The sequence below is a fragment of the Salipiger bermudensis genome, assembly GCF_020171625.1.
GTDB classification, from domain to species: Bacteria; Pseudomonadota; Alphaproteobacteria; order Rhodobacterales; family Rhodobacteraceae; genus Salipiger; species Salipiger bermudensis_B.
In genome coordinates, this window is record NZ_JAIUZY010000005.1 from 154,641 (window position 1) to 169,037 (window position 14,397).

At 66.8% G+C, this 14,397-nt stretch carries 13 protein-coding genes and 1 tRNA gene; 5 read left to right on the forward strand and 9 right to left on the reverse strand.

Annotation, left to right across the window (positions count from 1 at the left end):
- Positions 1-23: 23 nt before the first annotated feature.
- From paaA to LCM15_RS10195, 4 genes are all read right to left on the reverse strand, one after another.
- The gene (gene paaA, locus LCM15_RS10180; RefSeq protein WP_224856019.1) at positions 24-1,022 is read right to left on the reverse strand and encodes a 1,2-phenylacetyl-CoA epoxidase subunit PaaA; all 999 of its coding nucleotides are present in this window, start codon (positions 1,020-1,022) and stop codon (positions 24-26) included.
- Positions 1,023-1,045: 23 nt separating this feature from the next.
- Positions 1,046-2,251, reverse strand: coding sequence for a 3-oxoadipyl-CoA thiolase (pcaF, locus tag LCM15_RS10185; RefSeq protein ID WP_224856021.1), 1,206 nt, complete (start codon positions 2,249-2,251; stop codon positions 1,046-1,048).
- A gap of 140 nt (positions 2,252-2,391) precedes the next feature.
- Positions 2,392-3,288, reverse strand: coding sequence for a PaaX family transcriptional regulator C-terminal domain-containing protein (locus LCM15_RS10190; protein WP_224856023.1), 897 nt, complete (start codon positions 3,286-3,288; stop codon positions 2,392-2,394).
- A gap of 66 nt (positions 3,289-3,354) precedes the next feature.
- The gene (locus tag LCM15_RS10195; RefSeq protein WP_224856025.1) at positions 3,355-6,816 is read right to left on the reverse strand and encodes an indolepyruvate ferredoxin oxidoreductase family protein; all 3,462 of its coding nucleotides are present in this window, start codon (positions 6,814-6,816) and stop codon (positions 3,355-3,357) included.
- A gap of 143 nt (positions 6,817-6,959) precedes the next feature.
- Between LCM15_RS10195 and LCM15_RS10200 the strand changes: the two genes are divergently transcribed.
- Positions 6,960-7,421: an Lrp/AsnC family transcriptional regulator gene (locus LCM15_RS10200; RefSeq protein WP_224856027.1), complete on the forward strand. Its 462-nt coding sequence runs from the start codon at positions 6,960-6,962 to the stop codon at positions 7,419-7,421.
- A gap of 193 nt (positions 7,422-7,614) precedes the next feature.
- Here the strand turns inward: LCM15_RS10200 and LCM15_RS10205 are convergent.
- Both LCM15_RS10205 and LCM15_RS10210 read right to left on the reverse strand, forming a co-directional pair.
- Positions 7,615-7,704 (reverse strand) — tRNA-Ser (locus tag LCM15_RS10205).
- Between the two features lie 111 nt (positions 7,705-7,815).
- Positions 7,816-9,462, reverse strand: a complete 1,647-nt coding sequence (locus LCM15_RS10210) for an electron transfer flavoprotein-ubiquinone oxidoreductase (RefSeq protein ID WP_224856029.1) — start codon at positions 9,460-9,462, stop codon at positions 7,816-7,818.
- A gap of 292 nt (positions 9,463-9,754) precedes the next feature.
- Between LCM15_RS10210 and greA the strand changes: the two genes are divergently transcribed.
- The 4 genes from greA (at position 9,755) to LCM15_RS10230 (ending at position 12,444) form a co-directional block, all read left to right on the forward strand.
- Positions 9,755-10,225, forward strand: coding sequence for a transcription elongation factor GreA (gene greA / locus LCM15_RS10215; protein ID WP_224856031.1), 471 nt, complete (start codon positions 9,755-9,757; stop codon positions 10,223-10,225).
- Between the two features lie 12 nt (positions 10,226-10,237).
- Complete coding sequence (locus LCM15_RS10220; protein ID WP_224856034.1) at positions 10,238-11,248, forward strand: hypothetical protein; 1,011 nt, start codon at positions 10,238-10,240, stop codon at positions 11,246-11,248.
- 168 nt (positions 11,249-11,416) lie between these two features.
- Positions 11,417-12,121 carry an AzlC family ABC transporter permease gene (locus LCM15_RS10225; RefSeq protein WP_224856036.1) on the forward strand — a complete coding sequence of 235 codons (705 nt, stop codon included), beginning with the start codon at positions 11,417-11,419 and terminating at the stop codon, positions 12,119-12,121.
- On the forward strand, positions 12,118-12,444 hold the full coding sequence (locus LCM15_RS10230; RefSeq protein WP_224856037.1) for an AzlD domain-containing protein: 327 nt from the start codon (positions 12,118-12,120) through the stop codon (positions 12,442-12,444). The genes LCM15_RS10225 and LCM15_RS10230 overlap by 4 nt, the downstream gene beginning before the upstream one ends.
- Here the strand turns inward: LCM15_RS10230 and LCM15_RS10235 are convergent.
- The 3 genes from LCM15_RS10235 to LCM15_RS10245 form a co-directional block, all read right to left on the reverse strand.
- The gene (locus tag LCM15_RS10235) at positions 12,429-13,073 is read right to left on the reverse strand and encodes a hypothetical protein (RefSeq protein WP_224856039.1); all 645 of its coding nucleotides are present in this window, start codon (positions 13,071-13,073) and stop codon (positions 12,429-12,431) included. The two genes, LCM15_RS10230 and LCM15_RS10235, sit on opposite strands and share 16 nt — an antisense overlap.
- 39 nt (positions 13,074-13,112) lie before the next feature.
- Positions 13,113-13,247, reverse strand: a complete 135-nt coding sequence (locus tag LCM15_RS10240) for an aa3-type cytochrome c oxidase subunit IV (RefSeq protein WP_224856041.1) — start codon at positions 13,245-13,247, stop codon at positions 13,113-13,115.
- Between the two features lie 117 nt (positions 13,248-13,364).
- Positions 13,365-14,393 (reverse strand): MBL fold metallo-hydrolase, encoded by a 1,029-nt coding sequence (locus LCM15_RS10245; protein WP_224856043.1) that lies wholly within the window; start codon positions 14,391-14,393, stop codon positions 13,365-13,367.
- Positions 14,394-14,397 lie beyond the last annotated feature (4 nt).

A 14,397-nucleotide genomic window follows, 5' to 3' on the forward strand; every position in this document is an offset into this window, starting at 1 on the left:
CACATCCTCCTCAATGCGCGCGCTTACTCGGCGGCCACGTTCGATGCCGCGCGGCGCGCAGCGGCCTTGTCGGCATAGGCGGTCAGCCCGTCACGGAACCACGCCCCTTTGTCCCAGGCCTCGCGGCGTGCGCCGAGACGCTCTTCGTTGCAGGGGCCATTGCCCTTGATCACCTCGAAGAACTCGTTCCAGTCGGGCTCGGCGAAATCGTAGTGACCGCGCTCCTCGTTCCACGTCAGGGTCTCGTCGGGCACGGTCAGGCCGAGGTACTCGGCCTGCGGCACCGTTTCGTCGACGAATTTCTGGCGCAGCTCGTCGTTGGTGTTCATCTTGATCTTCCACGCCATCGACTGCGCGGAGTGCACCGAGTCCTTGTCGGACGGGCCGAACATCATCAGCGAGGGGTACCAGAAGCGGTTCAGCGCATCCTGCGCCATTTCCTTCTGCTCGGGCGTGCCCTGCGCCATCTTCATCATGATCGCGTAGCCCTGCCGCTGGTGGAAGCTCTCTTCCTTGCAGATGCGGATCATCGCGCGGCTGTAGGGCCCGTAGGAGGTGCGCTGCAGCGGCACCTGGTTCATGATCGCCGCGCCGTCGACCAGCCAGCCCACCGCGCCCATGTCGGCCCATGTCAGCGTGGGATAGTTGAAGATCGAGCTGTATTTCATCGCGCCAGAGTGCAGCTTTTCGAAAAGCTCGTCGCGCGACACGCCCAGCGTCTCGGCGGCGGAGTAGAGGTAGAGCCCGTGCCCGGCCTCGTCCTGCACCTTGGCCAGCAGGATCGCCTTGCGCTCGAGCGTCGGCGCGCGGGTGATCCAGTTGCCCTCGGGCAGCTGCCCGACGATTTCAGAGTGGGCGTGCTGGCCGATCTGACGGATCAGCGTCTTGCGGTAGCCTTCTGGCATCCACTCCTTGGGTTCGATCTTCTCGCCGCGGTCGACCCGCTCCTGAAAGGCGCGCTCCTCGGGGCTCATCTCCTCGAGCGACTTCATGCCTTCCGATTTCACCATCTGTGCATACATGGTCGTGCCTCCTCCTGAAGGGGTCAGATACGTTCGAGGATCATCGCGATCCCCTGCCCCACGCCCACGCACATGGTGCACAGGGCGTAGCGGCCACCGGTCCGATGCAGCTGCCGGGTCGCAGTCAGAACCAGCCGCGCGCCGGACATGCCCAGCGGATGGCCGATGGCGATGGCGCCGCCATTGGCATTCACATGCGGCGCGTCATCGGGCAGGCCCAGCTCGCGCAGCACCGCAAGGCCCTGCGCCGCGAAGGCCTCGTTGAGCTCGATGACGTCCATCTGGTCGAGCGTCAGCCCGGCGCGGGCGAGCACGCGGCGGGTCGCCGGAACCGGCCCCATCCCCATGACGCGGGGCGCGACGCCCGCTGCCGCCATGGCCACGACGCGCGCCTGCGGGGTCAGTCCGTTCTTCGACGCCGCCGTCTCGGAGGCGACGATCACCCCCGCCGCACCGTCATTGACGCCGGACGCGTTGCCCGCCGTGACGCTGAGATCGGGGCCATTGACGCCCCGCAGCTTGCCCAGCTTGTCGACCGTGGTGCCGGGGCGCGGATGCTCGTCGGTGTCCACGACCAGCGGATCGCCCTTGCGCTGGGGGATCGTCACCGGGACGATCTCCTCGGCAAACACGCCGGCCTTCTGCGCGGCCTCCCAGCGATCCTGCGAGCGGACGGCAAATGCATCCTGATCGGTGCGGCTGATGCCGTAGTCCTCGGCCACGTTGTCGGCGGTTTCGGGCATCGAATGGGTGCCGAACGCCTTGTCGAGCTTGGGGTTCTTGAACCGCCAGCCGATGGTGGTGTCGTACATCTCGGCATTGCGCGAGAAGGCCGAGGTGGCCTTGGCCATCACGAAAGGCGCGCGGCTCATGCTTTCAACGCCACCGGCAAGCAGGAGGTCGCCGTCGCCAGCGCGGATGGTGCGGGCGGCAAGGCCGATCGCGTCCATGCCAGACCCGCAGAGGCGGTTGACCGTCGTGCCCGGCACCTCGATCGGGAGGCCGGCCAGCAGCCCGGCCATGCGGGCGACGTTGCGGTTGTCTTCGCCAGCCTGGTTGGCACAGCCGAGAATGATGTCGTCGACGCCGGCCCAGTCCACCGAGGCATTGCGCGCCATCAGGGCGGCCAGCGGCACGGCGGCCAGATCGTCAGCGCGGACCGACGAAAGCGCCCCGCCATATCGGCCGACGGGTGTGCGTATCGCGTCGCAGATGAATGCCTCGGACATCCGTATCCTCCTCCCTCAAGAATCAGGATCGGCCATCAAAGATCGACCGATCGGTCAACGAAATAGCACAGCTTACGGCACATGTTAAGAAACAAATTAGTGTGGGCGTGATGTGTGGAGGATTTCGCCACCCTTTCCGCTTACGCGGCCGCTTCCCGCCGAAGCTGGAACAGCCGGCGCTCGGTTTCCTCGTTGCTTGCCGCGAGATGCCCGTCCGGGCTGAGAAAACTCGCGCCCACATGCGTCTCCGCGCGCTTCGAGAGCCCGACATAGGCCTCGACGAACAGCCTGCGGGCATCGTCGGCGGGCCAGTCCTGCGGACAGGCGGCGCGCGGCAGACGCGGATCGCTGAGGGCCGCGTTGCGATAGTCGTGCACCAGCCGCAGCCGCAGGGCGAGCGCGTCCTCCGGCGACAGCGGCTCCGACCCGGACAGCAGATCGCGCACCGCCCCATGCCGGGCAAGGAACCGCGCATAGGCCTCGGCCACCCCGGGAAGACCCCATCGCTCCGAGGCGAGCTCCCCGAGATCCCCGTGGCCCTCGAGCTGCTTCGCCCGCATCAGGACACCGGCTACCGGCGCGATATCCTCGCGATTGGGCGCCAGCGCGACCGTGGGCGCCAGCCGCGCCCAGGGCAGCGGCAGATCGACGTCGCGCAGCGCGTCCGACAGGCACAGCATCCAGTCTTCCGGCTCCGGCGGAGGCGCGAAAAGCAAACGCGCGGCCTCGCGGAACTCGGCGCGCGCCGGTTCGGACAGGCGGTAAAAGCTGCGCCGCCCGATCCGGACCCCCTCCAGCCGCCCAGCCCCCACGAGACGGGAGACCGCCGTGCGCACGAGGCTTTCGTTCAGCCCGTGACGCGCGCAGCACTCGATCAGGGTGCCCATCCAGAGCATACCGCCACGCGGCTCGACCACATCGCCGTAGATGGTGACGATGAAGGCCGGGGCGCGCGGGGCCTCCGTCGCCGCAAGCTCGGCAAGGGCCGATGGCTCGGTCGAAAGGGCACGCGCGTCTGTCGTAACGGCCTCGGTCATGACTTGCCCTCCTGCGGCAGCGCCCGATGCGGCGCCGCCCCAGTCTACGCCAGCCCCGGCGATATGTCACACGATTGTCGCGCTATCGCCAATCTGCGTGCCGCTATCGCCGGACAGCTCTGCCATTTGCGCCCGAACCCGCGTTGCCGCAGCCTGCTTCACCGGCCCGAAGCCGCGGATCTCCATCACCAGCGCGGCCTGTGTCGCGCGCGCCTCGCGGTTCTCTTGGGTGAGATCGTGGGTGAGGCGGTGCAGCAAGGCGCGGTACTCGCCGATGAGCGCCCGCTCCATCTTTCGCTCTTCACTGTAGCCGAAAAGATCGAGCGGTGTCCCGCGCAGCCCTTTCATCCTGGCGAGAACCCCCATCGCGGGGCGGATCCACGGCCCGAACGCGCGCTTGAGAGGGCGACCGCGGGAATCCTTGCCACTGGAAAGAACCGGCGGCGCCAGGTGGTGGACCACCTTGAACGGTCCCTCGAAGCGCGCGGCGAGCGTGTCGTCAAAGCCGGTCCGCGTGTGCAGCCGCGCCACCTCGTACTCGTCCTTGTAGGACATGAGCTTGAAAAGACCCTTGGCCGCAGCCTCGGTGAGGGCCCCGGCTGCGCCGGTGGCGGCGGTCTCGGCCTCGCGGACCTTGCCGATCTCGCGCAGGTAGTCCCGCGCCCAGCGATCATTCTGGTAGCCGGTCAGGAAGTCGGCGCGCCGCGCGATCATCTCGTCGAGGCTCAGCACCGGGCTTGCCGGCAGGTCGGCCGTGCGCTCGACCGCGGCGCGGTCATGCACCAGCAGCCGCCCCCAGGTGAACGCGTCCTTGTTCTGCTCGGGCTTCACGCCGTTGAGCTCGATGGCCCGCATCAGCGCCTCGAGGCCTAGCGGCACCAGCCCCGCCTGCCATGCCGCGCCGAGGATCATCACGTTGGCAAAGACGCTGTCCCCGAGCAGCGCTTCGGCAAGCGAGTTGGCGTCGAAGCTCTGAAGCGTGGACGCATCGACGGTGGCACGGATGGCCTCCAGCCGGGCGCCCGCGTTGAGATCGGCGTCGCGGTTCTGGACCAGATCGCCGGTCGGCATCACGGCGGTGTTGACCACCGCCCGCGTCTCGCCCTTCCGGTAGGCGGCAGAGGCCTTTGGCGACGAGCTGACCACCAGGTCGCACCCGATCAGCGCATGCGCCGAGCTGGGCTCGATCTTCACCTGGTTCAGCGCCGATTCCGAGGCCGCCACGCGCAGGTAGCTCAGCACCGGGCCGAATTTCTGCGCAAACCCCATGAAGTCGAGCACCGATGCCCCCTTCTCCTCGAGGTTCGCCGCCATCGCGATGAGCTGGCCGACGGTGACCACCCCGGTGCCGCCGACGCCGGTGACGAGGATGTCCCAAGGCTGGGACAGCGCGGGCAGCTCAGGCAGCGGCAGATCCGGCTGCAGCCGGGCGAGCGCTTCCTTCCCGGCCGCCGCCGGTTTCTTCAGCGTCGCGCCCTCGACGGTGACGAAGCTCGGGCAGAAGCCGTTGAGGCAGGTGAAATCCTTGTTGCAGGTGTTGAGGTTGATCTTCCGCTTGCGACCGAACTCGGTCTCCAGCGGCTCGACGCTCAGGCAGTTGGATTCCACCGAGCAATCGCCGCAGCCCTCGCAGACCAGCGGGTTGATCACCGCGAATTTCTTCGGGTCCTCCATCTTGCCGCGCTTGCGCAGGCGGCGCTTCTCGGTGGCGCAGGTCTGCTGATAGATCAGGACGGTGGTGCCGGGGATGTCGCGCAGCTCGCGCTGCACCCGGTCGAGATCGCGACGATGCTCGACCGGCACGCCCGCCGGCAGCGCCTCGCGGCGCATCGCCTCGGGGTCGTCGGACACGACAACCACCTTCCGGGCCCCTTCCGACACCATCGACTGCGCGATCGCCGCAACGCTCAGCGGGCCGTCGACATCCTGCCCGCCGGTCATCGCCACGGCGTCGTTGAACAGGATCTTGTAGGTGATGTTGGTCCCCGCGGCGATCGCCTGCCGCACCGCCAGCGAGCCGGAGTGGTAATAGGTGCCGTCGCCGAGGTTCTGGAACACGTGCTTGTTGCCGTTGTACTTCGAGCGGGCCACCCAATTCACCCCCTCGCCGCCCATCTGGATCAGCGAGGTGGTGTTGCGGTTCATCCAGCTTGCCATGAAGTGACAGCCGATCCCCGCCAGCGCCTGGCTGCCCTCGGGCACCTTGGTCGAGGTGTTGTGCGGGCATCCCGAGCAGAAATAGGGCGTGCGCGCCGCCCCTTCCACGAGGATCGGCGCGGGCGCGGGCACCACGTCCGCCGCCTTGCGCACAAGGTCGAGCTCGGGAAAATTGCGCTCCAGCCGGGCCGCGATGTGTCGGGCGAGCATGACGGCGCCCAGCTCGTGCGTCCAGGGGATCAGACGCTGGCCCGCCTCGTCGCGCTTGCCGACCATACGCTCCGGCTTCTGGCCCGGGAAGTCGTAGAAATACTCCTTGAGCTGGCTTTCGATGATGCCGCGCTTTTCCTCGATGACCAGAAGTTCGCGCTTGTCCTTGGCAAAGGCCAGCGCGCCCTCGTGTTCCAGCGGCCAGACCATGCCGACCTTGTAGATGTCGAGGCCGAACTCCGCGGCGCGCGCCTCGTCGATGCCCAGCAGCCGCAGCGCCTCGAGCACGTCGAGATGCGACTTGCCGGTGGTGACGATGCCGAACTGCGCCTCATGCCCCCATTCGCTGCGATCGATCGGATTGGCGCGCGCAAAGGCAAGCACCGCCGCCTTCTTGGCCTCCATGCGCTCCTCGATCTGCGGACCCGGAAGGTCCGGCCAGCGATAGTGCAGCCCGCTTTCCGGAGGCTCGAAGTCGGGCGCCGCAAAGGCGCGGGGCTTTGGCAGCTCGAAGGACATGCCGGATTCGACGGTCTCCGAGATCGCCTTGAACCCGACCCACATGCCGGAAAACCGCGACAGCGCGTATCCCCATTCGGCAAAGCTAAGGAACTCGGCCACGTTGGCCGGATTGATCGTCGGCATGAAGAAATTCATGAAGGCGACATCGGACTGGTGCGGCATCGAGGACGAGACGCAGCCGTGGTCGTCCCCGGCCACCACCAGCACCCCGCCATGCGGCGAGGACCCGTAGGCGTTGCCGTGCTTGAGCGCATCCCCGGCCCGGTCCACGCCCGGCCCCTTGCCGTACCAGAGGCCGAAGACCCCCTCGCAGGTGCGGTCCGAATCGGTTTCGACCTGCTGCGTGCCGATGATCTGGGTCGCGCCAAGCTCTTCGTTGACGGCGGGCACGAAGCCGATCCCCTCGGCCTCCACCAGCGCGCGATTGCGCGACACCTCGAGGTCGATTCCGCCGACCGGCGAGCCGCGATAGCCGGAGATGAGCCCGCGCGTGTCGAGGCCCGCGGCCTTGTCGCGGCGGGCCTGATCAAGCGCGATGCGCAGGATGGCCTGCGTGCCGGTCAGGAAAACTCTGCCCTCGGTGCGGGTGTAGCGGTCCGACAGCTCGTAGTCGCGCAGGATGGGTGTCTGATCGGTCATCGGCTCCTCCCAAAGCTCGTCACGGCATGGCCGTGTCCTTTGTGGGAAGAGTAAGGCTTGCCGCTGAAACCGCATCTCTTATAGGATCAGTTTTGCCCTATTGCTGAAATGATTATTTCATAACTCTGACAAAACTGAACGCCATGACACAGTTATCCATCCTCGAATCGCGAATGCTCGCCATCCTGCAATCCGACGCCTCGATCAGCATGAGCGAGCTTGCGCGGCAGACCAACAGTTCGAGCGCCACCTGCTGGCGCCGCCTGCGCGAGATGGAAGAGGCCGGCGTGGTCAGCGCGCCGGTGCGCCTTGTCGATCCGGCCAAGGTCGGTCGCGGCATGGATGCCTTCTGTCAGGTGCGGATGAAGGCGCAGGACGCCGACGCGCGCTCGGCGTTCCAGCGCGCGATGGACCTCGAGCCCGCGATCGTCGAGGTCTACTCGATCTCGGGCGACTGGGATTACCTGCTGCATATCGTGGTGAAGGATATCCCCGATCTCGAGAACATCCTGATGACCCGCATCCACGAGCTGGATTGCGTCGCGACCGCCTCGACCATGTTCGTGCTGCGCCGCGTCAAGCACACCACCCGCATTCCCGTCTGAGTCCCGAAGCGCGCCGCTCCCGGAGCGCCGCCCTTGCGCCCATCGGCCTTGGGCGGCTCATCTCATGGGGGATGCTTGGCGGTGGGCGTCGGCAGATCGACCGGGCCGCCTCGGAAGGGGGGATGCCCCCACCTCATCCAGGCATAAAAAAAGGCCCCGCGCGGGACCTGTTTTCGTATGTGCCAAGTGTAAGTGGCGGAGAGGAAGGGATTCGAACCCTCGAGACGGTTTCCCGCCTACACACTTTCCAGGCGTGCGCCTTCGACCACTCGGCCACCTCTCCGTCGACCCCTTTAGCGGAACTCGCAACCCCGTTGCAAGGGCAAAACCCAGACAAGACAAAGCCCCGGACACCGTCCGGGGCTCTGCCATATGCAACGCGGCGTAGGCGCCGTCACATGTTGGGATAGTTCGGGCCGTCGCCGCCCTGCGGGACCGTCCACTTGATGTTCTGGGCCGGGTCCTTGATGTCGCAGGTCTTGCAGTGCACGCAGTTCTGGAAGTTGATCACGAAGCGCGGCTTGCCCTCGTCCTCGACGAACTCGTAGACCCCCGCCGGGCAGTAGCGCTGTGACGGGCCGGCATAGCTGGCGTAATCCACCGCCACCGGCACATCCTCGTCCTTGAGACGCAGGTGGCAGGGCTGGCTTTCCTCGTGGTTGGTGAACGAGAACGACACGTTGGTCAGGCGGTCGAAGCTCAGCTTGCCGTCGGGCTTGGGATAGTCGATCGGCTTGTGCTGGTTGGCCGGTTCGGTCGCCGCCGCATCGGTCTTGCCGTGGTCCATGGTGCCGAACAGCGAGAAGCCCAACTGGTTGGTCCACATGTCGAGACCGCCCATGGCGAGCGAGGCCGTCATGCCCCACTTCGACCACATCGGCTTGACGTTGCGCACCTTCCACAGATCCTTGCCGATGGCGCCCTCGCGCACCTCGGTCTCGTAGTCGTTCAGCTCGTCCGAGGCACGGCCCGCCTGCAGCGCCTCGTAGGCCGCCTCGGCCGCCGCCTTGCCCGAGAGCATGGCGTTGTGGTTGCCCTTGATGCGCGGGACGTTGACCATGCCCACCGAGCAGCCCAGCAGCGCCACGCCCGGCGCGACCATCTTCGGCATCGACTGGTAGCCGCCCTCCGAAATCGCCCGCGCACCGTAGGCCACGCGCTTGCCGCCCTCGAGCAGCGCCGCCACGTGCGGGTGATGCTTGAAGCGCTGGAACTCCATGTAGGGGAACAGGTACGGGTTCTTGTAGTTCAGGTGCACCACGAAGCCGACATACACCTGGTTGTTGTCGAGGTGGTAGATGAAGGCGCCGCCGCCGGCGTTGCCGCCCAGCGGCCAGCCCATGGTGTGCTCGACCCGGCCTTCCTTGTGCTTGGCGGGGTCGATCTCCCAGATCTCCTTCATCCCGAGGCCGAACTTCTGCGGCTCCTTGCCGTCGGAGAGGTTGTACTTGGCGATCACCTCTTTCGACAGCGACCCGCGCACGCCCTCGGAGAGGAACACGTACTTGCCGTGCAGCTCCATGCCCGGCTCGTAGCCCGGTCCGGCGGTGCCGTCGGGGTTCTTGCCGAACTCGCCGGCCATCACGCCCTTCACCGAGCCATCGTCGCCATAGACCAGCTCCGAGCAGGACATGCCCGGAAAGATCTCGACCCCGAGCGCCTCGGCCTGCTCCGCCATCCAGCGGCAGACATTGCCCATCGAGACGATGTAGTTGCCCTCGTTCGACATGAACGGCGGCATCGGCCAGTGGGGAATGCCCATCTTGCCGCTCTCGCCCAGCACGTAGAACTTGTCCTCGGTAACCGGGACGGTGACAGGCGCGCCCTTCTCCTTCCAGTCGGGGATCAGCGCGTCGAGACCGCAGGGATCGAGCACCGCGCCGGACAGGATATGGGCGCCGACCTCCGAGCCCTTCTCGAGCACGACGACCTCGAGATCGGCATCAAGCTGCTTCAGGCGGATTGCCGCAGAGAGGCCGGCAGGCCCCGCCCCAACAATCACCACATCGTATTCCATAGACTCGCGCTCGATCTCGGACATGCCGAACCCTCCGCTGGCTGTATTTGAAATTTTCTTTCGCATCGAGGTAGCGCGGCAGTCCGGCAAAGGTCAATAAAAACACCGCGTCGTGACAATCCGGAACCGCGATTGCCGCCGCTCTACAGGGCGTTTGTCGCAGTTGTTCTGCCCCGCCTGACGGCACCGATCCGCCCGGACGAGGCGCAAAGCGCCGCCGGTCGGCCGCCTCACCACTTGACTTGGGGGGCCTCAGACACGTTATGTGCCATACTCAGACTGGAATGCACGAACCGTACGTTCAGGAGCCCCCTCCTTGGAAAAGATACTGATCACCCGCGCGGGCTTTACCGCGCTCGAAACCGAATTGAAGACGCTCAAGAGCAAGGAGCGCCCCGCCGTGATCCAGGCGATCGCGGAGGCGCGCGAACTCGGCGATCTGAAAGAGAATGCCGAGTATCACTCGGCGCGCGAGAAGCAGGGCTTCATCGAAGGCCGGATCAAGGAGATCGAGGCGGTGATGAGCCTCGCCGAGGTCATCGACCCGACCAAGCTGAGCGGCTCGGTCAAGTTCGGCGCCACCGTCAAGGTCGTCGACGAGGACACCGACGAAGAGAAGACCTGGCAGATCGTCGGCGAGCACGAGGCCAATATCGACAAGGGCCTTCTCAACGTCAAATCGCCGATCGCCCGCGCCCTGATCGGCAAGGAGGAGGGCGACAGCGTCGAAGTGCGCACGCCTGGTGGCGAGAAAAGCTACGAGATCCTCAGCATCGACTACAAGTAAGGTCCGCGCCAGATGGCCGACAGCAAAGACAGCCGCTCAACCCCTCTGGGGATCTACGACCGGCCCCGAGCCCCCGGCATCACCGGCATCGAGATCACGGCGATTGCGCTCAGCCTGGGATGGCTGGTGCTGTCGGGCGTGTTCTTCCTCTCGTTCGGCGGCGAGGGCACGGAGGGTCTGCGCTTCCTCCTGTCGATGATGGTGATGTTCATGCCGGTGGCGATGATCTGGGTCGCGGCCACCGCGGCCCGGGCCAGCCGCATCATGCGCGAGGAAAGCGCCCGGCTGCAGTCGGCGATCGACGCGATCCGCAATGCCTATATCTCGCAGGCGCAGGCCGGACGGAAAGACGCCGGGACCGCCTCGCTCGCCAAGAAGCTCGATGAGCTCGCCGCCGCGCAGCGCAAGACCGAGACCACGCTGGCGCGCTTTGCCGTGGCGCAGGGCGGGTCCGGCCAGCCGACGCTGGCCCCGGCGCCGCAGCCCGAGCCGCAGGCTGGCGACGACCAGCCCCGGCTGTCGCTCGGCACGCCCGCCGAGGCGCTGCAGCCGCCGCTGGCCAATGCCGATTTCATCCGCGCGCTGAACTTCCCCGAGACCGCCGAGGACGATGAGGGCTTCGCCGCACTGCGCCGCGCCCTCAAGGACCGGCAGGCCGCGCAGCTGATCCAGGCGGCGCAGGACGTGCTGACGCTCCTGAGCCAGGACGGCATTTACATGGACGACCTGCGCCCCGACCTTGCCCGCCCCGAGCTCTGGCGCGCCTTTGCCGAGGGCACCCGCGGCCGCGAGATCGCGGCCATCGGCGGCGTGCGCGACCGGTCCTCCCTGACCCTGACCACGGCGCGCATGAAGCAGGACCCGATCTTCCGCGACGCGGCGCATCACTTCCTGCGGCTGTTCGACAAGGGGGTGGCCCGTTTCGCGCCCGAGGCCAGCGATGCCGAGATCACCGAGCTGGCCAATACCCGCTCCTCGCGCGCCTTCATGCTGCTCGGACGGGTCGCGGGCACCTTCGACTGACGCAATGGCGCTGCGGCGGGGCGCGCGTGCCCCCGCCGCGCCGCTGTCGGACCACCCGGATCCTGCATTCGTGCACAAGCGAGTCTGCGCGCCCTCCGGGGCAGCGCGATTGCATATCAACGTGCCGTTCGTTAGGTCAGACGTGTTCCCCTAAAACGGAGTCCCGCGATGAACACGGGCGACCTTCGGTCAAGCTATCTCAAAGGTCTGCGCGACGGGGCGCCGTTCATCCTCGTCATCGCGCCCTTTGCCATGGTGTTCGGCGTGCTCGCGAAGAGCGCCGGGCTCAACGTGATCGAGGCGCTTGCCTTCTCGGTGGCGGTGATCGCCGGCGCGGCGCAGTTCACCGCGCTTCAGCTGATGCAGGATCAGGCGCCCACGCTGGTGGTGCTGGCCTCGGCGCTGGCGGTGAACCTGCGCATGGCGATGTACTCGGCCTCGCTGACGCCCTATCTTGGACACCTGCCGTTGTGGAAGCGCGGCGTGGTGGCGTATTTCCTCGTCGATCAGGCCTATGCGCTGGGGATCGTGAAATACGAGCGCGAGCCCGACATGACCAATGCCGAGCGCTTCGCCTATTTCATGGGGACGGTCACGCCGATCTGTCCGCTTTGGTATGGCTTCACCGTGATCGGGGCCGTGGTGGGGGCGCAGATCTCGCTCGAGACCGGGCTCGACTTCGCCATGCCAATCGCCTTCTTCGCGCTGATCGGCCCGGCGCTGCGCACCGGCGCCCATGGCGCGGCGGCGCTGGTGGCCTCGGTCTCGGCGCTGCTCTTCGCCTTCCTTCCCTACAATCTCGGCCTGCTGGTCGCGGCGCTGCTCGGCATGATGGCCGGCGCCGAGATCGAACGCCGGAGTGAGGCCGCATGATCGACCGTACCGAGCTTTGGATTGTCATCATCGGGCTGGGGCTGGGCAGCTTCGGGCTGCGCTTCGCCTTCCTCGGGCTGGTCGGAGACCGCCCGATTCCGGCCTGGCTGATGCGCCACCTGCGCTACACCGCGGTGTCGGTCCTGCCGGCGCTGATCGCACCGCTGATCGTCTTCCCGCCCGCCAATGACGGCCAGCCCGAGCCGGTCCGGCTGACCGCGGCGGCGGTGGCGCTCGCCGTCGGGTTCTATTTCAAGAACCCGCTCCTCGCGATGCTGTTCGGCGCGGTCACGCTGGTCGGCGGGCTTTACTGGTTCGGCTGAGCGACCGCGCCGAGTTCCTCGCCATAGGCGGCGATGGCCACCTGCTTGTCGTCGCCATCGGTGTCACGCACCACGCGATCCTCGACGCCCGGTATCCGCGCCAGCTGGTCGGCAAGCTTGTTCGGGAACCAGGTGCCACTGATGGATTCGAAGCCCGGCAGCTGCTTGAGCACGCCGGACGTGGCCACGGTGCATTGCGACTGCGACACCGCACCGTAGCTCTGCACCAGGCGCAGTGCCTTCTCGGCGACCTCCGGCGGAACCTCGATTCGCTGCACCCGGACGCGGTAGGTCTCGCGCGCGTGGGCGCCCTCGTAGACCTCGGCGATTTTCGGCGTGACGCCGTAGATCACGTCATCCGCCTCGACCAGCCAGCTTGCCCGCACCGAGCCCGCGGGATCGAAGATCACCCGCTGCGACGGCGCGTTGATCATCATGCTCGAATGCGCGCCGGCATCGCTGCGGTTGTTGATCATGGTATAAAGCGTGATCGCGGGCGGCCCGTCATGCCGATAGGCGACCTTGGCAATCTCGGCCGCGGTGGCGTTGGGCGTGTGGGCGCTAGGCGTGGTGCAGCCGGCAAGCGACAGCGCCGCCAGGCCGGCGAGAATGGCGGCTCTGAACGTCATCCGAGCGTGCTCCTGAGGTGGTCGTGGGAAAACGGCGCGTCAGGCGCCGAAAATCATCAGAATGACGAGGATCGCGAAGATCACGTAAAGTGTGCGAATGACGAACTTGATGAACCCGTGGAAAGTCTTTTCCTGCGCGGTGATGTCCATGGTTCCCAGCTTGTGCTCAGCCATCTCCAGATCCGTCCCTGTGGCATTTCTGTTGTCGTTGTGTTGACTAGCGGATTTCCCGGCCCCTGTCACCTGCCCAAAAGCCGCGGTTTGCGGGTATCTTTCGGCACCGCTTTCGGATCAGACCGCCTGCCAGATCCACGCGCCATCCTCGCGGATCTCGCGCGAGGCGCGGCCCGCGTGCCAGAGATGCAGGCAATGCGCCATCGCTTCGACCAGGGCGAGCCCGTACTCGGCCTCTCCGATGCGGCGCTTGAACAGCACCGGAAAGCACGCCGCCGCCGCCTTCGGCTCAGCGAGGTAGCCGTGCAGACGGTCGAGCGCCGAATGGTGGTTCTCGATCAGCTGCGCCATGCGGAACGGCAACCCTGTGAAAGGCAGCTTGTGTCCGCCCAGCACGAGGTGCTCCGGCCGCGCCAGCTCTGACAGCCGCTCGCAGGACTCGAGCCACTCCGCCACCGGATCGGCCTCGGGCTCGGTAGCGTAGACGCCGAGATTGGAGCTGATGGTCGAGAGGATCTGATCCCCGGCCAGAACGAGGTTGTCATCGCACGACCACAGCGTCGCGTGTTCGGGCGCGTGGCCATCGCCGATATGCACGTCCCAGCTCCGCCCGCCGATCTCGAGCCGGTCGCCCTGTCGGATGCGGGTGAAGCCCAGCGGCATTGGCCAGACGCAATCGCAGAAATTGAACGGTCGCGCCTCGGCGCGCCGGTCGAACATCTCGGGCTCCATGCCGCAGCGCCGCCAGTACGCCAGCTCCGCGGGCGAAGGCCGGTCCGCCTCGTCAAGCGTCAGCATCCGGGCGAAGAGCCAGGCGGTGCGGGTTGTCAGCAGCTCGGCCCCGCGTTCCTGAAACCAGCCCGCGAGGCCCACGTGGTCCGGGTGATGATGGGTGACGAGCACCCGGCGCACCGGCTTTCCCTTCAGCGGCCCGTCCAGCAGCGTCTCCCAGAGCGCGCGGCTGCGGGGCGCGGCAAACCCGGTGTCGATCACCGTCCAGCCGTCGCCGTCGTCGAGCGCGTAGACATTGACGTGATCGAGCGCCATCGGCAGCGGCATCCGCATCCACAGTACGCCCTCGGCGACCTCAATGGCGGTGCCTGGCTCGGGCGGCGCCTCGAACGGATATCGGATGCCGGTGGTCATCGGC